24 protein-coding genes and 1 tRNA gene are annotated in these 22,680 nt (G+C 55.6%); 12 read left to right on the top strand and 13 right to left on the bottom strand.

From position 1 onward, the window contains the following. Nucleotides 1–45 precede the first annotated feature (45 nt). Together gyrB and IEX96_RS02635 are read left to right on the top strand one after the other, a co-directional pair. Nucleotides 46–2,478 (top strand): DNA topoisomerase (ATP-hydrolyzing) subunit B, encoded by a 2,433-nt coding sequence (gyrB, locus tag IEX96_RS02630; RefSeq protein ID WP_188873553.1) that lies wholly within the window; start codon nt 46–48, stop codon nt 2,476–2,478. 311 nt (nt 2,479–2,789) lie between these two features. Continuing rightward, the gene (locus IEX96_RS02635) at nt 2,790–4,439 is read left to right on the top strand and encodes a transglycosylase domain-containing protein (RefSeq protein ID WP_373293748.1); all 1,650 of its coding nucleotides are present in this window, start codon (nt 2,790–2,792) and stop codon (nt 4,437–4,439) included. Here the strand turns inward: IEX96_RS02635 and IEX96_RS02640 are convergent. Together IEX96_RS02640 and IEX96_RS02645 are read right to left on the bottom strand one after the other, a co-directional pair. After that, on the bottom strand, nt 4,436–5,158 hold the full coding sequence (locus IEX96_RS02640) for a M48 family metallopeptidase (RefSeq protein WP_150004136.1): 723 nt from the start codon (nt 5,156–5,158) through the stop codon (nt 4,436–4,438). The genes IEX96_RS02635 and IEX96_RS02640 overlap by 4 nt on opposite strands. Before the next feature lie 60 nt (nt 5,159–5,218). Continuing rightward, nucleotides 5,219–5,437, bottom strand: a complete 219-nt coding sequence (locus IEX96_RS02645; protein WP_150001226.1) for a DUF3126 family protein — start codon at nt 5,435–5,437, stop codon at nt 5,219–5,221. A 368-nt stretch (nt 5,438–5,805) separates the two neighbouring features. Between IEX96_RS02645 and IEX96_RS02650 the strand changes: the two genes are divergently transcribed. Both IEX96_RS02650 and IEX96_RS02655 read left to right on the top strand, forming a co-directional pair. Next, entirely contained in the window at nt 5,806–6,444 is a 639-nt protein-coding gene (locus IEX96_RS02650) for a cell wall hydrolase (RefSeq protein WP_150004137.1), read from the top strand. A gap of 132 nt (nt 6,445–6,576) precedes the next feature. Then, a complete protein-coding gene (locus IEX96_RS02655; RefSeq protein WP_150004138.1) occupies nt 6,577–7,899 on the top strand; it encodes a hypothetical protein in 1,323 nt (440 codons plus the stop codon). Between the two features lie 7 nt (nt 7,900–7,906). Here the strand turns inward: IEX96_RS02655 and IEX96_RS02660 are convergent, their stop codons facing one another. The 3 genes from IEX96_RS02660 to IEX96_RS02670 all read right to left on the bottom strand — a co-directional run bounded on the left by IEX96_RS02660 (nt 7,907) and on the right by IEX96_RS02670 (nt 10,524). Continuing rightward, entirely contained in the window at nt 7,907–8,455 is a 549-nt protein-coding gene (locus IEX96_RS02660) for an ActR/PrrA/RegA family redox response regulator transcription factor (RefSeq protein WP_150004139.1), read from the bottom strand. A 49-nt stretch (nt 8,456–8,504) separates the two neighbouring features. Next, nucleotides 8,505–9,869, bottom strand: coding sequence for an ActS/PrrB/RegB family redox-sensitive histidine kinase (locus IEX96_RS02665; RefSeq protein WP_188873446.1), 1,365 nt, complete (start codon nt 9,867–9,869; stop codon nt 8,505–8,507). Nucleotides 9,870–9,939: 70 nt separating this feature from the next. Continuing rightward, nucleotides 9,940–10,524 carry an ankyrin repeat domain-containing protein gene (locus tag IEX96_RS02670; protein WP_188873447.1) on the bottom strand — a complete coding sequence of 195 codons (585 nt, stop codon included), beginning with the start codon at nt 10,522–10,524 and terminating at the stop codon, nt 9,940–9,942. Nucleotides 10,525–10,678: 154 nt separating this feature from the next. On the opposite strand from IEX96_RS02670, the gene IEX96_RS02675 reads away from it, so the two are divergent. The 3 genes from IEX96_RS02675 to IEX96_RS02685 all read left to right on the top strand — a co-directional run bounded on the left by IEX96_RS02675 (nt 10,679) and on the right by IEX96_RS02685 (nt 12,177). Next, nucleotides 10,679–11,287 (top strand): SCO family protein, encoded by a 609-nt coding sequence (locus IEX96_RS02675; RefSeq protein WP_188873448.1) that lies wholly within the window; start codon nt 10,679–10,681, stop codon nt 11,285–11,287. Further along, nucleotides 11,284–11,745, top strand: a complete 462-nt coding sequence (locus IEX96_RS02680; protein ID WP_150004144.1) for a YcgN family cysteine cluster protein — start codon at nt 11,284–11,286, stop codon at nt 11,743–11,745. The genes IEX96_RS02675 and IEX96_RS02680 overlap by 4 nt, the downstream gene beginning before the upstream one ends. A 75-nt stretch (nt 11,746–11,820) precedes the next feature. Further along, entirely contained in the window at nt 11,821–12,177 is a 357-nt protein-coding gene (locus IEX96_RS02685; RefSeq protein WP_150004145.1) for an Mpo1-like protein, read from the top strand. Here the strand turns inward: IEX96_RS02685 and IEX96_RS02690 are convergent. From IEX96_RS02690 to IEX96_RS02715, 6 genes are all read right to left on the bottom strand, one after another. Continuing rightward, on the bottom strand, nt 12,168–13,232 hold the full coding sequence (locus IEX96_RS02690; RefSeq protein WP_229773485.1) for a quinone-dependent dihydroorotate dehydrogenase: 1,065 nt from the start codon (nt 13,230–13,232) through the stop codon (nt 12,168–12,170). The genes IEX96_RS02685 and IEX96_RS02690 overlap by 10 nt on opposite strands. Then, nucleotides 13,229–13,588, bottom strand: a complete 360-nt coding sequence (locus tag IEX96_RS02695; RefSeq protein WP_188873449.1) for a DUF952 domain-containing protein — start codon at nt 13,586–13,588, stop codon at nt 13,229–13,231. Before IEX96_RS02695 ends, IEX96_RS02690 begins: the two co-directional genes overlap by 4 nt. Before the next feature lie 156 nt (nt 13,589–13,744). Further along, nucleotides 13,745–14,494: a GNA1162 family protein gene (locus IEX96_RS02700; protein WP_188873450.1), complete on the bottom strand. Its 750-nt coding sequence runs from the start codon at nt 14,492–14,494 to the stop codon at nt 13,745–13,747. A 14-nt stretch (nt 14,495–14,508) separates the two neighbouring features. Then, nucleotides 14,509–14,922: a DUF4810 domain-containing protein gene (locus IEX96_RS02705; protein ID WP_150004146.1), complete on the bottom strand. Its 414-nt coding sequence runs from the start codon at nt 14,920–14,922 to the stop codon at nt 14,509–14,511. A 46-nt stretch (nt 14,923–14,968) separates the two neighbouring features. Continuing rightward, nucleotides 14,969–15,268, bottom strand: a complete 300-nt coding sequence (locus tag IEX96_RS02710; RefSeq protein WP_150004147.1) for a hypothetical protein — start codon at nt 15,266–15,268, stop codon at nt 14,969–14,971. A gap of 23 nt (nt 15,269–15,291) precedes the next feature. Then, the gene (locus IEX96_RS02715; protein ID WP_150004148.1) at nt 15,292–16,230 is read right to left on the bottom strand and encodes a CsgG/HfaB family protein; all 939 of its coding nucleotides are present in this window, start codon (nt 16,228–16,230) and stop codon (nt 15,292–15,294) included. Nucleotides 16,231–16,556: 326 nt separating this feature from the next. Between IEX96_RS02715 and IEX96_RS02720 the strand changes: the two genes are divergently transcribed. After that, a tRNA-Ile gene (locus tag IEX96_RS02720) sits at nt 16,557–16,633 on the top strand. Nucleotides 16,634–16,775: 142 nt separating this feature from the next. Beyond that, complete coding sequence (gene msrC, locus IEX96_RS02725; RefSeq protein WP_150004149.1) at nt 16,776–17,258, top strand: free L-methionine (R)-S-oxide reductase MsrC; 483 nt, start codon at nt 16,776–16,778, stop codon at nt 17,256–17,258. A gap of 275 nt (nt 17,259–17,533) precedes the next feature. Here msrC and IEX96_RS02730 read toward each other — a convergent pair whose 3' ends face one another. After that, entirely contained in the window at nt 17,534–18,037 is a 504-nt protein-coding gene (locus IEX96_RS02730) for an iron-sulfur cluster assembly scaffold protein (protein WP_188873451.1), read from the bottom strand. A gap of 110 nt (nt 18,038–18,147) precedes the next feature. On the opposite strand from IEX96_RS02730, the gene hisI reads away from it, so the two are divergent. The 3 genes from hisI to IEX96_RS02745 are packed head-to-tail and all read left to right on the top strand — an operon-like array spanning nt 18,148 to nt 21,635. Further along, nucleotides 18,148–18,621, top strand: a complete 474-nt coding sequence (gene hisI, locus IEX96_RS02735) for a phosphoribosyl-AMP cyclohydrolase (protein WP_150004150.1) — start codon at nt 18,148–18,150, stop codon at nt 18,619–18,621. Nucleotides 18,622–18,651: 30 nt separating this feature from the next. After that, on the top strand, nt 18,652–19,428 hold the full coding sequence (gene gloB, locus IEX96_RS02740; RefSeq protein ID WP_150004151.1) for a hydroxyacylglutathione hydrolase: 777 nt from the start codon (nt 18,652–18,654) through the stop codon (nt 19,426–19,428). Nucleotides 19,429–19,466: 38 nt separating this feature from the next. Further along, nucleotides 19,467–21,635 (top strand): prolyl oligopeptidase family serine peptidase, encoded by a 2,169-nt coding sequence (locus tag IEX96_RS02745; protein WP_229773486.1) that lies wholly within the window; start codon nt 19,467–19,469, stop codon nt 21,633–21,635. Between the two features lie 68 nt (nt 21,636–21,703). Here the strand turns inward: IEX96_RS02745 and IEX96_RS02750 are convergent, their stop codons facing one another. Beyond that, the gene (locus tag IEX96_RS02750) at nt 21,704–22,630 is read right to left on the bottom strand and encodes a DMT family transporter (RefSeq protein WP_150004152.1); all 927 of its coding nucleotides are present in this window, start codon (nt 22,628–22,630) and stop codon (nt 21,704–21,706) included. Between the last annotated feature and the right edge of the window lie 50 nt (nt 22,631–22,680).

The following is a 22,680-nucleotide window of genomic DNA, read 5'->3' on the forward strand; positions in this document are numbered from 1 at the left end:
CTTTGTTTTTGACCCTTATCGAGACCGAGAAAAACCATGAGCGATATGAAGAAAAGTGAAAGAGATCAAGCCGTTGAGGATTATGGTGCCGACTCGATCAAGGTTCTGAAGGGGTTGGATGCCGTACGCAAACGGCCCGGCATGTATATCGGCGATACCGAAGACGGCTCAGGCCTGCACCATATGGTGTTCGAAGTGACCGACAATGCCATCGATGAATCCTTGGCAGGCTATTGCGATCAGGTCACTGTCACCCTTAATTCCGACGGCTCCTGCACCGTGTCCGATAACGGGCGCGGCATCCCCACCGCCATCCATGAAGAAGAAGGCGTGTCGGCGGCGCAGGTGATCATGACGCAGCTTCATGCAGGCGGCAAATTCGACCAGAATTCCTACAAGGTATCCGGTGGCTTGCATGGTGTTGGTGTGTCGGTGGTGAACGCCCTGTCCGATTGGTTGGAACTGACCATTTGGCGCAATGACAAAGAATACTGGATGCGCTTTGAAAAAGGCGAACCGCAAGGCGACCTTGTGGTGCGCGGCGAGGCCAATGGCCAAAGCGGCAGCCGCATCACCTTCCTGCCATCAGCTGATACCTTCGTACACACGGAGTTTGATTTTGGCCGTCTGGAACACCGCTTCCGTGAGCTGGCCTTCCTCAATTCCGGTGTGCGCATCCGGCTGGAAGACCGCCGCCATATAGAACCCAAAGCTGTCGATCTTTATTATGAAGGGGGCATCACTGCCTTCGTGAAATATATCGATCGCACCCGCAATTCGGTGATTGGCGAGCCGGTAACCATTATCGGTGAACGCGACGGGATCACCGTCGAAATATCGATGCAATGGAACGACAGCTATCACGAGAACGTCTTTTGCTTCACCAACAATATCCCGCAACGGGATGGCGGCACCCATCTGGCAGCCTTCCGCGCAGCCCTCACCCGTACGGTCAACAATTATGCCAATGAATCGGGGCTGGCCAAACGCATGAAAGTCACCCTATCTGGCGATGATGCCCGTGAAGGGCTGTCCACTGTGCTCAGTGTCAAAGTACCGGACCCGAAATTCTCCAGTCAGACCAAAGACAAGCTGGTGTCGTCTGAAGTGCGTCCGGTGGTAGAATCCGTCGTTGCCGATAAATTGGGCCAATGGTTTGAAGAGCATCCCAATGAGGCCCGCTCGGTGGTGCAAAAGATCGTCGATGCCGCCTCGGCCCGCGAAGCCGCCCGTAAAGCACGGGAGCTGACCCGGCGCAAAGGCGCACTGGATATTGCCTCCTTGCCCGGTAAATTGGCGGATTGCCAAGAGCGCGATCCATCAAAATCGGAATTGTTTATCGTCGAGGGCGACAGCGCCGGCGGCTCGGCCAAACAGGGTCGCCACCGTAAATTCCAGGCTATTTTGCCCTTGCGCGGCAAGATCTTGAATGTGGAACGTGCCCGCTTCGACCGTATGCTGGCCTCCAATGAAATCGGAACATTGATCACCGCTTTGGGCACAGGCATCGGCCGCGACGATTTCAATATCGAAAAGCTGCGCTATCACAAGATCATCATCATGACCGATGCCGATGTGGATGGTGCCCATATCCGCACATTGTTGCTCACATTCTTTTATCGGCAGATGCCGGAATTGGTCGAGCGCGGCCATCTCTATATCGCCCAGCCGCCTCTTTATAAGGTGAGCCGTGGCAAGTCCGAGGTGTATCTGAAAGACGATAAAGCGCTGGATGATTATCTGATGGGCAATGGACTGGTGGACGCCATGCTTGAAGATGCGGAAGGCACCCAGAGAACCGGCGACGATCTGTCCGATCTGGTGGGACAAGGGCGGCAGATTCGCTCTTTGCTGAATGCCATTCCCAGCCGCTATAATACCGTACTCCTTGAAACGCTGGCCCTTGTGGGCGGCCTGAACGCCCAAACATTGAACGATCCGGAAAAGGTCGATGCGGCCGCCACAGAAGCGGCAGAGTTGTTGAACCGCGTTGCCAGCACCGAAGACCAAGCGGGGTGGAGCGGCAGCCGGGCAGCCGATGGCGGCTATCATTTCACCCAGGATGTGCGTGGCATCAAGGATCATCATGTGATCGATGCCGCCTTGATCGATTCGGCAGAAGCCCGCCGCCTTGATGAGCGTGTCCGGCCTTTGGCCCCATTATTCAGCCGGGCTGTGACCTTGCGGCGCAAGGAAGGTGTGGTGGAAGCCATGCGGCCCACAGACCTGTTCGATGGCGTCCTGGCCTTTGGTCGCAAGGGCTTGTCGATCCAGCGCTATAAGGGCTTGGGCGAGATGAACCCCAACCAGCTATGGGAAACCACGCTTGATCCCGAAGTTCGATCCTTGTTGCAAGTTCGGGTCAATCAAGCCGATCAGGCCGATGAAATGTTCACCCGCCTGATGGGCGATCTGGTAGAACCGCGCCGCAATTTCATTCAGGACAATGCGCTGAATGTGGCCAATCTGGACATTTAATGCGCCGAGGATGACGCCATCACGGGGCTGCCGCAATTATCCCCAAGGATGGCGCCATCATGGCTAAAAAACGCACATCTGCACGGCAGAAGCCTTCGGGTCACTCCAAAGGCTCCAAGCCTTCCGCGCCCGGTGCCGGAAAATCCGGCTCTACACGCAGCCTTGTCCGCCGCCTTTTTTATTGGGGGCTGGTGGGTAGCGTGTGGGCGTTTGTGCTGGGCATTGTCGGCTTTATCTGGCTGGCCCATGATCTACCCGATGTGTCCGATCTGCCGCCGCCAGGCCGGGAAGCCACCATAACCGTGAAGGCAGTGAATGGTGCCACATTGGCCAATTACGGGCCGGTGCGCGGCCAATGGCTGTCTTATGAAAATGTGCCTGAAGTGATGATTCTGGCGCTGCTGGCCGTTGAAGACCGACGGTTCTTCCAGCATGGGGGCGTCGATTATCTGGGCATCGGGCGGGCGATGCTGGCCAATTTGCGGGCGGGCGGTGTGTCGCAAGGCGGCTCCACCCTGACCCAGCAATTGGCAAAGAATTTGTTTCTCAGCTCGGAACGGCGGCTCAAACGTAAAATTCAGGAATTGTTGCTGGCCTATTGGCTGGAACGCGAATTCAGTAAAGAGCAAATCCTGACGCTCTATCTCAATCGTGTTTATTTCGGAGCCGGAACATATGGCATCGATGCAGCATCTGAAACCTATTTTGGCCATAGCGCCCAACGGTTGAGCCTGCCAGAAGCGGCCATGCTGGCAGGGTTGGTGAAGGCCCCCTCCCGCTTGGCACCATCCCATAATTATGAAGGGGCGCTCGCCCGGTCCCGGCAGGTTTTGGCAGCCATGGTAGATGCGGGCTTTTTAACCCCGCAAGCCATGCAACGGGCCAAAAACAATCCGCCCGCCATGGCCCGCGATGCAGCGGGACCGGATGTGCGCTATTTCACCGATTGGGTCCGTACACGCGCAGACACCTTGATCGGAAAACAATACGGCCCCGTAACAATTTTGACAACACTTGATACAACGGCCCAAATGGCGGGTGAGGCGGTGTTACAGCATCATCTGTCGTCAGAGGGCAAGGCGCTGCATGTGGACCAAGGAGCCTTGGTGGCGCTGGCACCGGATGGGGCCGTGATGGCCATGATGGGCGGGCGCTCTTATGGAAGCAGTCAATTTAACCGGGCGACCCAAGCACGCCGCCAACCCGGCTCTGCATTCAAGCCCTTTGTCTATCTGGCAGGGCTGGAAGCGGGCCTGTCACCTCAGACGGTGCTTGTGGATGGTCCGGTGACAATAGATGGCTGGACCCCGCAGAATTTTTCCCAAGGATATGCGGGGCCGGTAAGCCTGCGTCAGGCCTTTTCCCGCTCGCTCAACACGGTGGCCGTTCGGGTATCACAGCAGGCAGGTCCTGCCGCCGTCGCCGCATTAGCCAAACGATTGGGCATCGAAAGCCCGATGATGCCGGTGCCCAGCATCGCCCTTGGCGCGTCGGGCACATCGCTTCTGGAACTGACCGCAGGCTATGCGGCGCTGGCCTCGGGCGGGGAAAAAGTGCAGCCCTATGCCATCATTGAAATCCAGAACCGACAAGGGCAGGTGCTTTATCGGTATCGGCCAAAAGCCCGCCCACGGGTGGCCCGCCCCGATCATGTGGCTGCTCTGGTATCGATGATGGTGGATACCATCACCCAAGGCACCGGACGAGCGGCACAAATCGATCGTCCGGCGGCAGGGAAAACCGGCACCAGCCAGGATTATCGGGATGCGCTTTTCGTGGGATTCACCAGCGATCTGGTGGCGGGCATATGGGTTGGCAATGACAATGACAGCCCCACCAACAAAGTAACGGGCGGGGCTTTGCCCGCGCGGATCTGGCACGATTTTATGATTGATGCCCATGTGGGACGGCCCGTGCGGCCATTGCCAGCCCTCAGCCTGCTTATAGAAAACCGCCGCTAGTCTGCAGCACTTTCACCGCCCGGCGGCGGGCCGATCCGCATCAAGCCATCGCCATGACGACGCAACCATTGTCGTGCGGCGGACCTGTTGGCGCATAAGCGATCCACCTCAGCCCAAAAGCGCGGGCTGTGATTCATCTCGACCCGATGGGCCACTTCATGGGCGGCCACATAATCCAGAATGGCATCGGGGGCGAGAATCAGGCGCCAGCTGAAGTTCAGATTTCCGGTTGCGGTGCAACTGCCCCAACGGCTTTTGGTATCGCGCACGCTGATCCGCCCGATCGACACCCCAAGGCTTTGCGCATGATATGTCGCCCGCTCCACAAGGCGGGTGCGGGCGCATCTGCGCAGCCAACGCAACACTCTTGGCTCCACATGATCCACCGGCCCGCCCAGCCGCACCTCGCCCTCACAGGCAAGGGGCTCTCTGGGAAAGCCGGCCTCATGGCGGATAATATGGGGGGCGCCCCGAAAGGGAAAGGCGGCATCGGGGACAAGACGGATGCCTTCCGGCAGAGCCGCCACCCGATCCGCGATCCATCCTTTGTGCTTATCTAGAAACGACTGTATCTGCCCCATGGAAATGCCCTTTGGAACGGTGAGCACCGGCACGGCATGATGTTTGTCGATTCGCAAAGTCAGGCGTTTGGCGCGGGGGTTCTGGCGGATCTCCACCGATGGGACCGTGGCCACATTCCGGGGGATTATATCTGCCATCGCGATCCCCCTTGTTTCTTGATCCGCCTATGAACCCACGTCCTGTCTGCCAGCCAGAAATCAATCCAGTTCCGGCAGATCCATATCCAGAATGGCCATATTGAAGGCATAAGACACTTCACCTTCTTCATCATCTTTATAGATGACGCCGATGAATTCTTCTTCCAACAAAACTTCTACCGAATCCGTATTTTTGCTGCGACGTTTCAGATTGATGCGGTTGTTGTCAAAAGTCTCACGCAGATATTTTTGAACACGGGCGATTTCAGTCGGGGTCACGGGGGCCCTCCTCCACTAAACTGGGATATTGATTGGTTCATCGGTGTAGCGGACAGGGGCGGCTTGGTCCAGACCATAGGCCGCTCTTGCTACAAAAGAACCCCATGCCCTTCATGCCTCATTATTGTCTTAATTTTAGATAGAATGCGCGCCTGTCGAACCGTTCGACGCTCGAACGGAGCGAAGAGCGTACGAAAAAAGCGCGCCAAAGCGCGTTGGCGGACAAGGGAACCGCCATCAAAGCCAGCCATTGTGACGCAGGATGTATGAGCGCACAGGGCAAAACGGGCAAAGCGGAATAACCGCCCCCACAGAATAAACACAGGTCGTATCGTCAGGCACTTTAACTGTCTTTCAAAGGGAAAGTCATGAGCCGCTTTCATCTGCTTGCCGGACTGGTCGTTTTGCTTTTGCCTGCAATCTTGCCAGCACCCGGTTCGCACAGCGCCGTAACGCCGCCGTCCCACCTGCCGGTCATGGCAATGGAGGGACCGGTCGAGCCAACCCCGCAAAAAGCCCCCGCAAGCTTGCTGGAGGCCATCGCGCTGGTGGAACGCCGCCTTCCCCCCAAACTTGAAGGGGAAGCCCGGTGTCTGGCGCAAGCGGTGTATTTTGAAGCCCGGTCCGAGCCGGTGAAAGGGCAGCTTGCCGTGGCGCAGGTGGTGCTCAACCGGGTAGAAAGCCCGCTTTGGCCCAATTCCATTTGTACTGTGGTGTTCCAAAATGAACATCGCCCAAACCGATGCCAGTTTTCTTTCGCCTGTGATGGCCTGTCGGATAATCCGCACAATCAGGTTGCATGGCAAGAATCACGCTTGGTGGCCGCCGTGGCTCTGGAACGGATGTGGCACGATATGTCGGATCAGGCCACCCATTATCATGCGGATTATGTAGCCCCTTACTGGAAAGACCATATGCGCAAGACCGCGCAATATGGCCGCCATGTCTTCTACCAGGATCAACGGCAAGCCAGTTTGATGATCCATGCGGCAACCGGAGGCAACTGACCGGATCAAGCGATCGGCCTTGCGTTTCAAAGCCGGAAAGATTTTATTAAAGGGCGATGGATTATCCTGCCGGACGGATCGTTTCCAAGCGCAGATGCGCCCACCTTCTTTCCCTGTAACACCCGGATGAGTATGCCTAAGTCATCAGGTGCCGCTTTCTCCAAAGCTTCCGTAGAAGAGCGCTTGCTGGAATATGCACGCCGGCTAAACCGGCATCGCAAGGACCGCCATGCCTTGCGCTTGCCCCTGTCTGCATTAGAGCCAGCGTCACGCAGCCCTGCGGTTCTACGATCTGTGGAGCAACCCTTGCGGGCGATCTTGAAAACCCATGAGGGAGAGCTGTTTCGGCTAAAACGGGGCGATATTATCTGCATTGCCCGCGCTCCCAAAAGCCTGTTCGATGAAGCGCTATTGAAAATCGCATTTCTGCTGCGCGACGATCCGGTCTTGAAACAAGCCATTGATGACGGCACCGAAGATCGCCTGCTGCGCGATTTTTATGTGTTGTCCTCGGCAAGCGATTATGACCGCTTCCTTGAAATGGCACAGACAGCCCATGATACGAATAAGAACCCACAACCCGCACAAGACCGGCATTTTTCCAGCTTTGCGCTCACCCCGCCGCTTGGCGATAATTCAAAAACAGCCCCGCCAAAGCCACAGATGATCACCCCCTTGCCCGAAGGGGGCATCATCACGCCACGGGAAAAACCGGCCCCGCCGCCGAAATCCATGGACGCATCGGCCTTTTCGCAGCTTGAACGGGCCCTTTTGGTGACGGATGTGGGGCGCTTCGTGCTGCCCAGTCCGGTGCGGATGCTGCGAAAAAACGGGATGGGGCCTGCTTTGATGCGCCTTTATCGCGTGGACCGCGCCCAATTGGCAAAAGCGCTTGTGCCCGACCATGATCTTGTCACCGCATCGTGGTTTTCCACCAGATTATCCGATCTATTGGCCCGGCGCTTATTTGCCTGCGATCTGAATCTGGAAGGGCGCGATCTGCAAGCGGTTATTCTGAGCGCCAGCATCGGCAGTCTGAAGGCTGGCGGCGTGGCACATATTCTCAATACCGTCCCGGCTTTACGGAAGCTCAGTGCCTGTCGATTGGTTTTTGCCATCGATGCAGCCGATGCCTTCGCCGATCCCTTTGAATATTTTCAGGTCCATCAAGCCTTGCACGACCATAATCTGGGTTGTGCCCTGACAGGCTATGATCCTTTGATCTATGCCATGCGCGATCCGCAACTTTTCCCAAGCGATTTTGACAGCATCGATTGGCGGCTATTGCGCCTGTGGGAAGAAAGCTATCCGGAAAAAATGGATGCCATCGCCCATGCCATCAATACCAACGACCCCGCACAGTTGATCCTGGACCATTGCGATGGACCCGATGCCCTTAATCTGGGAACCGGGCTTGGCTTTCGTTTGTTTTGTGGGCCGGCGCTGACATCTTAGCGGCGGATCAACGCGGAGCCCGTTTGGCCAAAATACGCTGCAAGGTGCGTCGGTGCATATTCAAGCGACGCGCCGTTTCCGACACATTACGCCCGCATAATTCATAGACCCGTTGAATATGCTCCCACCGGACCCGGTCGGCGGACATGGGATTCTCGGGCGGCGGCGGCGGTGCCGAATCCTCATGCGCCAAAAGAGCATTGGCCACCGCTTCCGCATCGGCGGGTTTGGCCAGATAATCCACAACACCGGTTTTAACAGCCGACACAGCACTGGCGATATTGCCATAACCGGTCAGGATCACCACCCGCATATCGGGGCGCACATCGCGCAATTGCGGTACCAGATCCAGCCCGTTGCCATCTTCAAGGCGCATATCCACAACCGCATAGCCCGGCTTATGCAGATGAGCCAATCGGAGCGCGTCTTCAATCCCTTCGGCCAGCTGCACCTGAAAGCCATAGCCTTCCATGGCCCGGCCCAAGCGAGCGCGAAAAGGCGGATCATCATCCACCACCAAAAGTTTTCTCTCAGCGATTGCAGACAAGTCACCCATATTGGTCAATCCTTTTTCTTGTCGGGTATCGTGGCTCTTATAACCCAAATCAAGTTGTAGCTCCCAATGGATCGCGCCGCCAGACAATCCGCACAGATGCACCACCCTGAGGAGCATTGATGAACTGAACACGCGCCCCTGTGCGCTCTAGCAGAGTTTTGGCGATAAACACCCCCAGACCAAGGCCCGTATCGCCGGTGGCATTGACATGGGCATCATCCTCATCCCCTTGGCCACGTTGGCGGGTAGTCACATAAGGCTCCCCCAGTTTTTTCTGCACCGTGGGATCAAAACCGGGGCCGTCATCGGAGATCACCACCTGAATCCGCTCTGCGGACCAGCCGATGCTCACATCCACCCGCGTGCGGGCAAATCCCACCGCATTTTCGATGAAATTGGTCAGCGCATGCAACACTTCGGCCCGCCGGGTAATCACCGGTTGCTTCGTCTCGCTGTTTTCCAAAGGATGGGCCCGCACATGGATCACCACATCGGTCAAAAACTCGAATGGCCGCGCCGCTTCATTGGCCAATGCCTCGATGGTTTGAATGGCAAAGGGGTGCGGTGCATCGCCCAGATCCGAATGGGACAAACGCTCCAGAATTTGCCGACAGCGCGAAACCTGATCATTGATCAAAGCCACATCATCATAACGAGCGTCTTGTTTTGGCGTTTCGCGCAATAATTCACGGGCGGCCAAGGTGATGGTGCCTAAAGGTGTTCCCAGTTCATGGGCGGCGGCGGCGGCCAAGGTGCCCAATTCCGCCAGCTTGTGCTCCCGTTCCAGCGCTGCTTCGGTGGCCGCCAAAGCCTTTGAGCGTCGCCGGGCATCGGCAGAAACCGTTGCCGCATAAATGGCTAAAAACACCATCGACACCACAAGGCCGATCCATGAGCCTATCAAATAGGTGGTGGGGATCTGAAGGGGCACATGTCCCCAAGGCAAGGGAAGATGCCAGCGGGCCAGAATCAAGCAAGAAACCAAAGCCAGTGCCAGCAAAACCCATGTGCTTTTACGCGACAGCACCGTGGCGGAAATGGTCACCGGCACCACAAGAAGAAAAGCAAAAGGGTTGGTCCAGCCACCGGTTAGCGATAAAAGCAGCGCCAATTGCACCAAATCAAAGCCCAGATGAACGGTGGCTTCATAGTCGGTAAGCTGTTTTGCCCGTGGATAGCGAATGCTGAGATAAAGATTGAGCGCCGCCGAGGCGGAAATCGCCATGATCGCCCAATGCGCCTCGAAACGAAAACCCAAGACCCAATGAACGATAGCCAGCGTTAAAAGCTGCCCGGCAATGGCCATCCAGCGGATGGTGATCAGCGACCCCAACCGCACATAGCTGCCATATCCCGCCGATTGATCGGCAGCGGTTTCTTGCGGGTTTGACACAGGTGGAGAGAGGCGCATCATGGGGCTGTCTCTATGGTGGGCACATCCGGGAAAATCCAGGAGTCGCCACCTCACCCCCGGCTTTTATATATTAGCTTGCATCCATCAACAGGCGTTCCAGATCACGCAAGCGCATGGAGCGGGCGACATCCAGCGCCGTTTGGCCTTGATAATCGGGCATATCCACATTGGCCCCGGCATCCAATAGCGCCTTGACAGCGCGCGCCTGACGGGATCGCACCGCAATCATCAAAGCCGTTTGCCCCGAATCATTCCCCGCATCCAGATCCACATTGCGGGCCAACAGCATATTCAGGCCCGCCACATCACCCCTACGGGCAAATTCCATCAAAGGTGTCATCTTGCTGGTGCGGTCGGCGGCATTTGGATTGGCCCCGGATTCCAGCAAATATTCGACAATTTGTTTATCGGCATTGCGGGCTGCGATCACCAGAACCGGCACATCATCAATCGTCCGCACATTGGGGCAACGGCATTTCAGCATTTGCGTGCGCAATTCGGCATAATCTTGCTCTTCCACAGCCTTGATCAGCTCATAGGCTGCGGAAAACTGTGCAGATGCCGGGCTGGCTGTAAAAAATACGCCTAAAAAGGCAACCATCGGCATCCATCCAAGGGCAATAAGACGGGCGGCAGAATTTAAAAACACACGCATCTCTCTTCTTTCTTAATGGCAAAGCCAAAATGATGTCAGTTCGTCTCATCGACAAGACCAATGATGGCCCTTATATCATGAGCCAAGTCCATATGCTCCCAAAGTGGAGCGTGAAAGACATTCCATCAAGAGCCATTGATTGAGGTAGAACAAAATGACGCTTCCCCGTATCCTTAGCGCAGCCTTGCTGGTTTGTCTCAGCGCTCTCGGACTTTTGTACTGGGCGTCACCGGACAGGCAGGCCCCGGCCCCATCGGACCCCGTGCCCATCGGGGGGCCTTTCAGCCTTGTCTCCCATGAAGGAAAAACCGTAACGGATCAGGATTTCCAGGGCCGCTATATGCTGATCTATTTCGGCTATACATTTTGTCCCGATGTCTGCCCGACCGAACTAGCAAAAATGACCCGTGCATTGGAACAACTTGAAAAAGAAGGTGTTTCTCTAAAGGCCGTGCAGCCTTTGTTCATCACCGTGGACCCCGAACGGGATGATGTGGAGCAGATGGCACGTTATGTGTCCTTGTTCCATCCCAGCCTGATGGGGCTGACCGGCTCTCCTGAACAGATCAAAACCGCCACCGATGCTTATCGGGTTTATGCCCAGAAAAGCGGGGATGTTTCGAGTGATGCCTATCTGGTGGATCATGCCTCGATGATTTTGCTGATGGACCCCGATGGGCAGTTTGTGGATTTCTTTTCGTCGCGGGAAACGCCCGATGATATGGTGGCGGTGATGCGACCCTTATTGAAAGCTGCCAAATGAGCGACAGCACCGACAGTCAGGCCGATGCCCCATTCTGGAAGACTGTGGCATTGAAAGACATGACCCACGCCCAATGGGAATCCTTATGCAATGGCTGCGGAAAGTGCTGCCTGCATAAGCTGGAAGATGCCGATAGCGGCCATATTTATTATACCAATGTGGCCTGCCGCTTGCTGGATCATGACAGCATGCGCTGCAGCCGCTATGCCACGCGCACCCGCTGGGTGCCCGATTGCACGGTGCTAAAACCCCATCAGATTGCGGATTTCAAGTGGCTGCCGAAAAGTTGCGGCTACCGGCTTGTCCATGAAGGAAAAGATCTCCCCCAATGGCATCCGCTGATTTCCGGCCGCCCTGAAAGCGTGCATGAAGCCCATCAATCCATGCGCCACCGCTGGCTTTTGGACGAACGCGAGGCAGGGGCGCTGGAAGATCATATCATAAACGAAGACTTCTGAGCGGCGACCGGATCGGGCAGGTCGCATCAACGCGCTGCCATGCTATATTGGCATCCTTATCAAGCGGAGACGATCATGTCCGAACGCATCGAAACCTATAGCGAATTCTTCCTGTATTATCTGCGGGAACATGCCCGGCCCACAACACGCGCCCTTCATTATCTGGCGGCCTTTTCCGCCTTGGGTGTTTTATTATACGGCCTGATCTTCGGGCCTTTATGGATTGCGTTGCTGATGCCTGTTGCGGGCTATGGTCCGGCATGGATTGCGCATTTTTTCATCGAAAAAAACCGCCCCGCCACCTTCACCTATCCCGGCTGGTCGCTGATTTCCGATTATGTGATGACCGCCTTGTGGCTAACCGGCAAACTGGGCCGCTGGCTGGACAAGGCCGGGGTTCCGCGCAAGGGTCGCATGGCCGCTCAACGGTGATCGGCCCCCACCGCTTCCCCAATATGGCTAAAGCCGTCACGTTGCATAAAAGCAATCAGATCGCGCTTGATCTGTTTTATCAGGCCGGGCCCTTGATAGATAAGCGCCGTATAAAGCTGCACGAGGCTGGCACCCGCGCGGATTTTTGCATAGGCATCGGCACCAGACGCAACGCCGCCCACCCCGATCAACACCAGCTTGCCGCCCGTTAGCCTATAGAAATCGGCCAGGATCTCTGTGGACAAAGCCATGAGCGGTGCCCCGGACAAGCCCCCGGCCTGGCCTTTCTGGTCCGAAAGCAAGCTGGCAGGGCGGCTTAATGTGGTGTTGGAAACAATCAATCCCTCAATGCCCGCCGTCAAAGCCACTTCGGCAATATCATGGCGATCGCCTTCGGTCAGATCGGGCGCGACCTTGAGAAAAATGGGCACCTGCCTTTGCTGTTGGGCGCGCCTTTCAACCAAGCGGTCCAGCAAGTTCTGCAAGGCGGCCCGGCTTTGCAAGGCCCGTAAACCCGGCGTATTGGGGGACGAGATATTGATGGCGAAATAATCCGCCAAGGGCGAGAAACGCGCGATGCCCGTCAAATAATCCGCCACCCGGTCAGAAGAGGCTTTATTGGCCCCAAGATTGACCCCGACCGGCCCAACGCCGCGGGCTTTTGCAGCGGCCAATCGCGTGAAAGCACGGTCATGGCCGGCATTGTTGAATCCCAGCCGATTGATCACCGCCCGGTCTTTTTCCAACCGAAACAAACGTGGCTGTGGGTTGCCGCTTTGGGGCTGCGGCGTAACGGTACCGATTTCCGCAAAGCCAAAGCCAAGGGCGCGGATGGCACCGGGAACCCGTGCATCCTTGTCAAAGCCTGCCGCCACCCCCAAAGGGTTCGAAAAAGAAAGCCCTAAACCGTTGGGACAAATGGCCAAAGAGGCCGCATCCGGCTCGGGTTTTTTGGTATTGCGCAAGGCCAAAGCACGCACTGTCACATCATGTGCCGTTTCAGGATCAAGCCGGAACAAAGCCTTACGGAAAAGTGGCCAGATATAACCGCTCACGCCAAATGCTCTGGTAGTGTTGGAAGACTATGGCGGCCCTTTTCATCCAGTTCCAGAACGCTGTGGGCAATCACCGCATGAAGAGGCAAGGGCGCATAAAGGTGGGGGAATTTCTGCCCGCCGCGTGCGGCTTCCCAGCGCAAGGCATCCCCGTCAAGGGATGCCACATCAACGCTTAACAGCACAAGGTCGGGCACGGCTTTATAATGGCGGTCCAGCGTTTCAGCCACCTGCTCCCGGGTGGAGAAGTGAATATACCCATCGGCAAGATCAACCTCCGATCCTTTGAAATGCCCGCTTTCCTTGAAGGCCTGCCATTGGGCGGTGCTCATGATCTTGTAAATTGGTGCGCGCATGCCAAGGTCCACTACCGTGCCGGGTTGCCTGACGGTTGATCTACCCTGTTGCGGCAAAAGACGCAATTACAGCGCCATGACATAAGCAAGATTTTATGCCACATCTCACGCACCCCTTATCGGCAGGAGTGCGCAAGATGAGTGGCTTTGATTTTCTCACTCGTTGATCTGGTCATCGGCGGGTTGCAAAGACACAGGATAAGAGACGGCCATTTCGGTGGCATCGCTGAAATGCCCGCTTCCCGTTGCAGCGTAAAGCTCATTGTCCGTGCCGTAATCCGGGCTATAGGGGCCGAATGGTAACCCCTGACCCGGGGGAGCCATTGCCATCGCATTTGCCATATGAGCCGCCGGCGTATAATCGGATTTCGCATTATCGACACCTGCGGTGATAGCCGCGGCAATCATATCTGCAATGATATTCCCCGAGCTCCCCCCCTTTTGTTGTATAAACTGCTGCTGATCTTGCCACAGCAAAGCCCCTGTCCGAGCGTCTTTCAACGTATAGAGAAATTCCACCACAATGGAGGAGGATAAGAGAGCATATTGCGATTTCCAGTCGAGGATCTCTACATAAAGGATCGCATCCGCCCCGAACAACGACCCAAGAATCGGCGTTTCCGTGCTATGCACCAAATGGGCATCGGCAAGGCCATCCTCTTCCATCATGCTTCTCACCATATTGGTGGGAAACACATAATAGCCGCGTTCAGCAAGCGGAATCGCCAGCGTTGTAAGAAACAGATCCGCGGCTTCCGCTTCTTGGGAATGGTTGATCACAGGGACGATCACCACAGACCGGGGATTGGCCTCTCGGAAAAGCGAATAATCTTTTGGTTGCAACGAAGAGGCACAGGCCGACAAAAGAATAGCGATCAGCGCCAGAAAAATTGTGTTCTTAAACATATTGGCGTCCCCCTTTATTGCCCGGCCGCATTCGTCTGCGCTGTGTCATCCGTTGATGGATTCTCGTCCAATGACGCGGTAGCGCCCCCCAGCCGATCAATGACCTTGGACATCAGATAAGCAGATTCCGGCCAGCGATCCCGTTCCTTGGCAAAATAGGCAAGGGCTTCGTTCGTTTTGCCTATTTGCAAAAGCACATAGCCATATTCGGCATATATACCGGGCGGAACCCGATCATTTTGCTCCGCCAGTTCAATATTTGCATAAAGCTGTTCGGAAAAAGCCTGATTTTCCTGCGGGTTCTTATAATAGGCCAGCAATTCCCCTTGATAGCCGTTCCAATCATAAAGACCGCTATTCTCCTTTGAGGCACAAGCACCCAAGCCAAGCGCCATCACAACGGCAATCGCAGTTGTTCCTCTTTTCATTCCCAAGCCCCCCCTTTTTTGACAATCCTACTTGAATGCCAAGCCCTTATTGGCCGATTTGAATGTTTCTCGTTGTTCCATCCTGAATGAAGATGTCACGATCAAACAAAATCTGTGTTCCTGTGCGCACAACCAGTTTGTGAGACCCGGCCCCCACTTCAAAACGTGTCGTTTTTCCCGACGTTTGGCCAAGAATGGCGCCATTCCACAAAACACTGGCCCCTTCCGGTGCGCCGATCACCTGAACGATTGCCGGCTCATCGCTCCGCACATTGGCGTGTTTGGGCATACTGCCACAGGCTGCTAACAGCAGGCTGGCGGCCAGTGCCACGAAAAATTTTGTCATCGATAGTCCCCTATATCTTTGGCTCATTGTCCCGTGGTCACGAACAGATCGGAAAAGCCATCTTCCGCGACAGTGCCAGACAACAGCTGGGTGACGGCCCCTTCGTTGACTTCGCTTTCACCAAATAATTGGACCACTTTCACCGTCCCCACCTTTTCGGCAGGAAGCGTGATATCGAAGCCGGTTTGGGCACTTTCGATGGTTTCGCCTTTGCGCATGACCTGAAGGATATCGCCCATTTTCAAGCCTTGGCTTTTGCCACCGGAAATGAAGAGCGTTTCGCCGCGCACCTGCAAAATATCGGTCTTCCAGGGCCGGGCGGAGATCGTATTGACAAGCTCTTCGATCATGTCCTCAACGGCAACGGACAGCGCCTTATCGGTCAGGGTACCATCGAATTTCGAAGTGCTCCCCATGCCAAGAATGGTGTGCGTTTCAGTGGTTGCCTCGCCGGCCCCCGTGGCAGAATGAAAGACCAATCCCGTGCTGACATCCACCAGGCGCACGGCCACTTTGGAATGCGCTCTTTGGGTTTTTCTTTTATTGAAAAAGCCGCGTTTGCCATCCACCGTGCTGCCAAATTCAACCACCGATCCCAGGATCAAGGTATCAACGCCAATGATGCGTTCTTTCTTTTCAGCCTCGGCAGGTGCGGAACGGGATTGTTCGCGTTGAATTTCAACAAGGTCAGAGCGTTCAAAGACGAGAAATTTATCCGACTGCGTAAGATACGCAGCCAAAATATCCGCAGCTTGCTTGCCTAGGGGGTCAAGATCTTGGTCACGCAACAAGCTTTTTCCGTAACGGGTTTCATTGGTGAACCGGCCTATGGCGATTTTTTGCTTGAGCTGCGGCGATGCCACCGTTTCTTGCGCATGAACGGGTGGCACAACAGAATTTGGGATCGCAAAAACGCATGCGGAGGCAAATGCCACGCATGCAATCAATTTAATCAACTTCACGACAGTTTCCCCTTTGGCAGACTTATAAAGACAATTTGGATAAAATTTTAGTGATTTACAAGAAATTTTCTATTTCAACTATAAACTAAAAATTAAGGTTGCAAAACCCGACGCTTTGGCCCTTGTGGGGAGGCAATAAACGCCCCTTCTGTATTTTACGTCAGAATTTTCCCGCTGCATTTTTGTGCAAGATCCGGGGCAGATCGCATCTGTTCCGCGGGATCTGGGGGCAAAGCCTGTTAAAATGCATTTTCTCCGAATTGGTTCTTGGCCTCGGCCAAGGGCATTGCTATCTAGGACACATATTCCTTATTGGACAGCAATAGGGGCCTGTAGCTCAGTTGGTTAGAGCGAACCGCTCATAACGGTTTGGTCGCAGGTTCGAGTCCTGCCGGGCCCACCACGTCCTTAATGGTGTGGCGTTGACAAATTGGTGATCCGGGGTCGAAACGCACACCGAGCCCTATCATCTTAAAAGCCACGCTTTGGGGGCCATCCCCATCCTCGATTTATTTCACAATTTCGATCTGTTTTGGGAGCGCCTTATGCAAGATGCAGAAAAAGCCCGCCGATATGGCGAGGTTGCAAAGCAAATTTCCGCCGTTCTTGAAGGCGAATCCAATGAGGTAACACGGATGGCCACGGTGTCGTGCCTCCTGTCACAAGCCTTCGATTATTATTTCTGGACCGGCTTTTATATGGTCGATCCCGAAAAACCGCATGAACTGGTGGTGGGGCCTTATCAAGGCACGCTGGGCTGTTTGCGCATACCATTCGGCAAAGGCGTGTGCGGCGTGGCCGCCCAAAGCAGAGAAACGCAACTTGTGGCTGATGTGAATGCGTTTCCCAGCCATATCGCTTGTGATTCGCGCAGCCAGTCAGAGATTGTCGTGCCGGTTACACGGCCCGATGGCACGCTGATGGCCGTCTTCGATGTGGATTCCACCGCGCTCAATAGCTTTAACGAAGTTGATAAACAGTGGTTAGAACAAATACTTAACGATGTTTTTGGGAAAGAACCCGCATAAAATATCCTCAAAGGGGACAGATTAGGTCTTGCATTTCACGAAAATGTGATCGATACAAAGGGCAGGGGTCATGGCTTAGCAACGGAACAGTGCATCATGCCGGCTATTTCCCCAAATATCTCCCGCAAAGATCTTGATCGGGCGCTCCGCATTTACAAAACGATTTTCGTTTCTCATCCGCCGCGTTTGGCCGATGAAACGGATTCGTCCTATTTCGCGCGCCTTTCCCGTTCAATTTTCACCGGCATTGCGCAATCGCAGATCTATAGCATCCATCAAGACCGGAGCACGCCGCCTCCCTCACCCAAAACGGAGGCCTGAGACGGGCCACTGGCATTCATCTCGTCTTTGGACTTTTCGGCCCAGCCATCAAGTGCAGCCAAAGCGGCGTCGAAAATCAGCATCACAGAGGCATGGCGGGATTTATGATCTCGCACCGGCTCCAGAATGTGCAGGGCTTCAAAAGGCGGCGCAGGCGGCGGCCCGTTTTCCTGCAGCATGGCGCGAAAATCATCCGCCGCATGGGCAAGGCTTTGCCGGTCAAGCCCGATCAGCTTTGGAGCGACAATGGCTGTTGTCGCTTGCCCCAAAGCACAGGCCCGCACATCCAATCCCAATTTCAAAAAGCGGCCTTGATCATCGAAAATCGCATCCAGCCTCAGCCGCGATCCGCAAATGCGGCTGGTGCGGGTGATGCTGATCTGCGCATCCGCCAAAGGCGCGGTAAACGGGATCTCGGTTGCAAGCCGCAAAATGTCTTTATTATATAAAGCGCTCATGCCCCATGAAATAAGAGCTATGCAGGTAAAATCCAAGCACTCTTCATATCCTGAGCAGACATCGTGCAAGCACTCTGGTCAAAGCCCACAGTTCGGGGCAAAGTGCGGCCATGACCAACTTATCTCAATCAACTTCTTTTGCCCCCCCTCCTGCGGACAAAACCGCCTTGGAGCAAGGGACCGCCCTGACGCCCCGCTTTGGCCCCGACGGGCTGATCCCGGCCATTGCCACCGATCATGAAAGCGGCATGCCTTTGATGCTGGCTTATATGAATGCCGAAGCCCTGGCCCTGACCATAAAAACCGGCGTCGCGCATTATTATAGCCGGTCCCGCCAAGCCCTTTGGAAAAAGGGTGCAAGCTCGGGGCATTATCAGGATGTGTTAGAGATCCGCCTTGATTGCGATCAGGATGCGGTATGGCTGCGGGTGCATCAACACGGCCCCGGCGCCTGTCATGTGGGGCATAAAAGCTGTTTTTACCGCCGTGTTTCCGGCCAAGACGCAAGCACAGCACAGCTTGAGGAAACCGCCGCAAAAACCTATGTGCCAGACGATGTATATGGAAAAGATCAACCGTCCTGAGCGCGTCTCGGGAACAAGCGGAGAAAACGGATGAGCGATTTCCAGATCGAACAGGTGTTCATCGAACAGCCTTTGGCCAATTATGTCTATCTGGTGCGAGAGCCTGAAAGCGGGCAAGTGGCCGTGGTCGATCCGGGCTGGACGCAGCCTGTCAAAACAGCGCTGGATGGGCTTGGCTGGAAACCGGAAGTGATTTTGCTCACCCATCATCATGCCGATCATATTGGAGCCGCAGAAGCATTGAAGGCTCTTTATGGGGCGCGGATCGTGGCCCCGGATGCGGACCGTCACCGCATCAAAGGGGCCGACGAATGGGTGCGCGAGGGAGATAGCGTACATCTGGGCGCAGCACGCGGCGACGTGATAGCAGTGCCGGGCCATACCAGCGGCCATGTGGCCTATTATTTTGCCGACCAGAAAGCCTTGTTTTGCGGTGACACACTCTTTTCTTTGGGCTGTGGCCGCCTGTTTGAAGGCACGCCGGAACAGATGCTACACTCCTTACGCAAATTGGCGGCGCTACCCGAAGAAACACTGATATGTTGCGCCCATGAATATACCGAAGCCAATGGCCGCTTTGCTCTGACCATCGAACCGGAAAATCAGGCCCTGCTGACACGGATGAAAGAGGTGGCAGCCCTGCGTGGCGAAGGTCAGCCCACCGTGCCCTCCACTATGGGTATCGAACGTGCCACCAATCCGTTCTTGCGGCCGCACAGTCCGGAAATCCGCAAGCAGTTGGGCATGGAAGCGGCCAGTGATGTGGACGTCTTTGCACAAATACGCAAACGTAAGGATGCGTTTTAAAACCATAATATTTAACCATCATTTTGGGGAGAACTGAGATGGACCAGAGACGATATCTATCGTGGCGCGGGATGTACCGGCTGGGAATGGCGGCAGGTGTCGCGCTGACCTTGGCTGCTTGTGACGCGCAAAATTCCGAAAAATCGACGAAAGAAAGCAACGAATCCGTGACGCAGCAGACGCAATCGGGCGACCCTTATCTGTGGCTTGAAGAGGTAGAGGGCGACAAGGCTCTTGAATGGGCGCGCACGCAAAATGCCGTGTCTTTGGCGCGGCTGGAAGGCGATCCGCGCTATGAAGACATTCGCGCGGCGGCAGAAAAAATCCGCACCGCATCCGACCGTATTCCCTATGGCCAGATCATCGGCGACGAGGTGCGTAATTTCTGGCAAGACGATACCCATGTGCGCGGGATCTGGCGGCGCACCTCTCTTGAAAGTTATCAAAGCGACTCCCCGCAATGGGAGGTGATCCTCGATCTGGATGCCTTGGCCGAAACAGAAGGAGAAAACTGGGTCTGGAAAGGGGCCAGCTGCCTTGCTCCCGATAACCGGCATTGCATGGTCAATCTGTCACGCGGCGGAGCCGATGCGGTGGTCTCCCGCGAATTCGATGTGCAAAACGGCCGCTTTGTGGAAGATGGTTTTTATCTTGCGGAAGAAAAGCAATCGGTCAGCTGGATCGACGCGGACCGGTTGTTTGTGGCCAGCCCCCATGCGGGCGGTTCCAAAAACACATCGGGTTACGCCCGCACGGTGCGAATTTGGCAACGTGGCTCAGATCTGGCCGACGCCGAAACCCTGTTTAGCAGCGCCGAAACCGATGCCTTCACATTCCCGGTGGTCATCCACCGCCCCGAAGGCACCGAATTGTTCGTTTCCCGTGCGCCGGATTTCTTCCATGAAACCCTGTATCATGTGGGGTCTGACAACAAGCTGACCGAATTGGCTCTTCCCGATGACGCCAATTTCCAGGGCCTGTTCAATGGGCGGGTGATCGCCCTTTTGCGCAGCGAGTGGACCGTGGGGGATGTGATGGCCCCGGCGGGTGCTGTGGTGTCCTTGCCGCTTGACGATCTGCTGAAAGACACAGCCTCAAGCATGACCATCATTGCCAAGCCAACCGACAGCATGGCCATTGAAGGCGTACAGATTGGCCGCGATGCGATTTATGTGGCCCTTCTGGATCAGGTGCGCGGGCGTTTGGCAAAGGCCCAACCCAGCGCGGAAGGCTGGACCCTGACAGATGCGGATCTGCCGAAAACCGGCAATGTGTCTATCGTTTCAGGCAGTGGCTTTACCAACACCCTTTTGGTGAATTTTGAACGGTTCCTGGAGCCGGACACGCTGTATCTGATTGATGAGACAACCGCAAAACCCATCAAAGCCATGCCGGCGCGTTTCGATGCGTCTGCCTATGAAGTGGCGCAACATTTCGCCACCAGCGACGATGGCACCAAAGTTCCTTATTTCTTGATTCGTGCCAAAGATGCGGCGATGGACGGCTCTACTCCCACCATCCTTTATGGCTATGGCGGGTTTGAAATCTCTCTCACCCCCAATTATTTGTCGCCCTTGGCCATTGAATGGCTCAAACAAGGTGGCGCTTATGCCGTCGCCAATATCCGGGGTGGCGGAGAATTCGGCCCCCGCTGGCATAAGGCGGCGCTCAATGAAAACCGCCCTCGTGCCTATGAGGATTTTGCCTCCGTCGCACGCGATCTGATCGATCAGGGCCTGACCAGCGCTTCGCATCTGGGCATTTATGGCGGTTCCAATGGCGGTTTGTTGACCGGCGCCACCATGGTGCGCAATCCCGAATTGTTTGGGGCCGTGGTTTCGGCGGTGCCGCTTCTTGATATGTTGCGGTATCACAAGCTGTTGGCCGGTGCATCATGGATTGGCGAATATGGCGATCCTGATATTCCAGCGGAGCGGGCGTGGATCGAAACCTATTCGCCCTATCAGAATGTTTCTGAAGACGGGACATATCCGCCGGTGTTCTTCACCACCTCCACCCGCGATGACCGGGTGCATCCCGGCCATGCCCGCAAAATGGCAGCCAAGATGATGCAGCAGGGCCATGCAGTGCTGTATTATGAAAATATCGAAGGCGGCCATGCGGGCGCAGCCAATCTGAAGCAGGGGGCCATGCGCGATGCGCTGATTGTCACCTGGTTCTTGCAAGAACTGAAAGACGCGGACTAACGCCCGGTTCTTGAGCAGTCATAGCAAGGGGGGGGTGCTTTTCCGGCGCCCCCCGGCTTTCAAACCGATCAGATCAGCGTTTGCGGGGCACTGTCCCCGTCCCGGATGCGGCGGCGGTTCAGGCTACCCAATCTGGCCAGCACAATACCCAACAAGACCACCCCTCCTCCGGCCAATTCCCATGGGCCGAGACGTTCCGCGAACAACAGCCATGCAGCCAAAGCGGCAATCAACGGCTGCAATAGCAACCCCACGGCGGAAAAAGCGGCTGGCAAATGCGCCAAGGCATAAACAATCAATCCCTGCCCCATGATCTGGCTAACCAGTGTCAGCGCGATCAAAGGAAGCCAGCTTTCCGGCGTTGCGGGCAGGATGTCCGGCTCTGATACAAGTGCCACCCCAAGCAGCGCTATGGCGGTGGCAATGGCGGTAAATACCAGAATTTCAAAAGCGCCATGATTGGCGCGCAGCTTTGCCGCGGTGATGAAATATCCCGCATACATCACCGCAGAGGCCATCCCCAAAAGATCCCCGTTCAGACGTTCGGGTGCAAATTCAAGGCTGGCCCCCATCAGGGCCACAGCCCCCACCAAAGCGGCCACCAAGCCCAGCAAAAACAGGCGGGAAAAACGTTCTTGAAACAGCACAAAACCCGCTAATGCCACGAACACAGGATTCAAATTGGTCAAAAGCGTCGCATTGGCCACGGATGTTAAGGCAATCGACCAATGCCACAGCCCCAGATCGGCGGCAAAAAACAGGCCGCACAAAGCCAATAATCCCCAATTATAGGGGCGTTTTTTGGGGCTGGGAGTGACCGCCATCCACAAGGCCAGAAGAGGAACCGACAAAACCATGCGCCAAAAGGCGGTGGAAACCGGGCCAATATCGGAATAGCGCACGAAAATGGGCGCAAAGCCAATGCCGATGGCCCCGATGAACAGCGCGATTAAAGCCAGTTTCGCACCCGAGCCTTCCGGCTTGTTTTGCATCATGAAGACTGCCTTGATCTGCGCAGGCGGGCCTTGTTTTCCAAGCCTCGCCA

It is taken from the genome of Iodidimonas muriae (assembly GCF_014647255.1).
Lineage (GTDB): Bacteria > Pseudomonadota > Alphaproteobacteria > Sphingomonadales > Rhodothalassiaceae > Iodidimonas > Iodidimonas muriae.

What these genes read in the sequence shown, in the direction of transcription:
- gyrB (WP_188873553.1), top strand. Translation starts at nt 46, where the DNA reads ATGAAGAAAAGTGAAAGAGATCAAGCCGTTGAGGATTATGGTGCCGAC.
- IEX96_RS02640 (WP_150004136.1), bottom strand. Translation starts at nt 5,158, where the DNA reads ATGGCAGATATAATCCCCCGGAATGTGGCCACGGTCCCATCGGTGGAG.
- IEX96_RS02650 (WP_150004137.1), top strand. Translation starts at nt 5,806, where the DNA reads ATGAGCCGCTTTCATCTGCTTGCCGGACTGGTCGTTTTGCTTTTGCCT.
- IEX96_RS02655 (WP_150004138.1), top strand. Translation starts at nt 6,577, where the DNA reads ATGCCTAAGTCATCAGGTGCCGCTTTCTCCAAAGCTTCCGTAGAAGAG.
- IEX96_RS02660 (WP_150004139.1), bottom strand. Translation starts at nt 8,455, where the DNA reads ATGGGTGACTTGTCTGCAATCGCTGAGAGAAAACTTTTGGTGGTGGAT.
- IEX96_RS02665 (WP_188873446.1), bottom strand. Translation starts at nt 9,869, where the DNA reads ATGATGCGCCTCTCTCCACCTGTGTCAAACCCGCAAGAAACCGCTGCC.
- IEX96_RS02670 (WP_188873447.1), bottom strand. Translation starts at nt 10,524, where the DNA reads ATGCGTGTGTTTTTAAATTCTGCCGCCCGTCTTATTGCCCTTGGATGG.
- IEX96_RS02675 (WP_188873448.1), top strand. Translation starts at nt 10,679, where the DNA reads ATGACGCTTCCCCGTATCCTTAGCGCAGCCTTGCTGGTTTGTCTCAGC.
- IEX96_RS02680 (WP_150004144.1), top strand. Translation starts at nt 11,284, where the DNA reads ATGAGCGACAGCACCGACAGTCAGGCCGATGCCCCATTCTGGAAGACT.
- IEX96_RS02685 (WP_150004145.1), top strand. Translation starts at nt 11,821, where the DNA reads ATGTCCGAACGCATCGAAACCTATAGCGAATTCTTCCTGTATTATCTG.
- IEX96_RS02695 (WP_188873449.1), bottom strand. Translation starts at nt 13,588, where the DNA reads ATGCGCGCACCAATTTACAAGATCATGAGCACCGCCCAATGGCAGGCC.
- IEX96_RS02700 (WP_188873450.1), bottom strand. Translation starts at nt 14,494, where the DNA reads ATGTTTAAGAACACAATTTTTCTGGCGCTGATCGCTATTCTTTTGTCG.
- IEX96_RS02705 (WP_150004146.1), bottom strand. Translation starts at nt 14,922, where the DNA reads ATGAAAAGAGGAACAACTGCGATTGCCGTTGTGATGGCGCTTGGCTTG.
- IEX96_RS02710 (WP_150004147.1), bottom strand. Translation starts at nt 15,268, where the DNA reads ATGACAAAATTTTTCGTGGCACTGGCCGCCAGCCTGCTGTTAGCAGCC.
- msrC (WP_150004149.1), top strand. Translation starts at nt 16,776, where the DNA reads ATGCAAGATGCAGAAAAAGCCCGCCGATATGGCGAGGTTGCAAAGCAA.
- IEX96_RS02730 (WP_188873451.1), bottom strand. Translation starts at nt 18,037, where the DNA reads ATGAGCGCTTTATATAATAAAGACATTTTGCGGCTTGCAACCGAGATC.
- hisI (WP_150004150.1), top strand. Translation starts at nt 18,148, where the DNA reads ATGACCAACTTATCTCAATCAACTTCTTTTGCCCCCCCTCCTGCGGAC.
- gloB (WP_150004151.1), top strand. Translation starts at nt 18,652, where the DNA reads ATGAGCGATTTCCAGATCGAACAGGTGTTCATCGAACAGCCTTTGGCC.
- IEX96_RS02745 (WP_229773486.1), top strand. Translation starts at nt 19,467, where the DNA reads ATGGACCAGAGACGATATCTATCGTGGCGCGGGATGTACCGGCTGGGA.
- IEX96_RS02750 (WP_150004152.1), bottom strand. Translation starts at nt 22,630, where the DNA reads ATGATGCAAAACAAGCCGGAAGGCTCGGGTGCGAAACTGGCTTTAATC.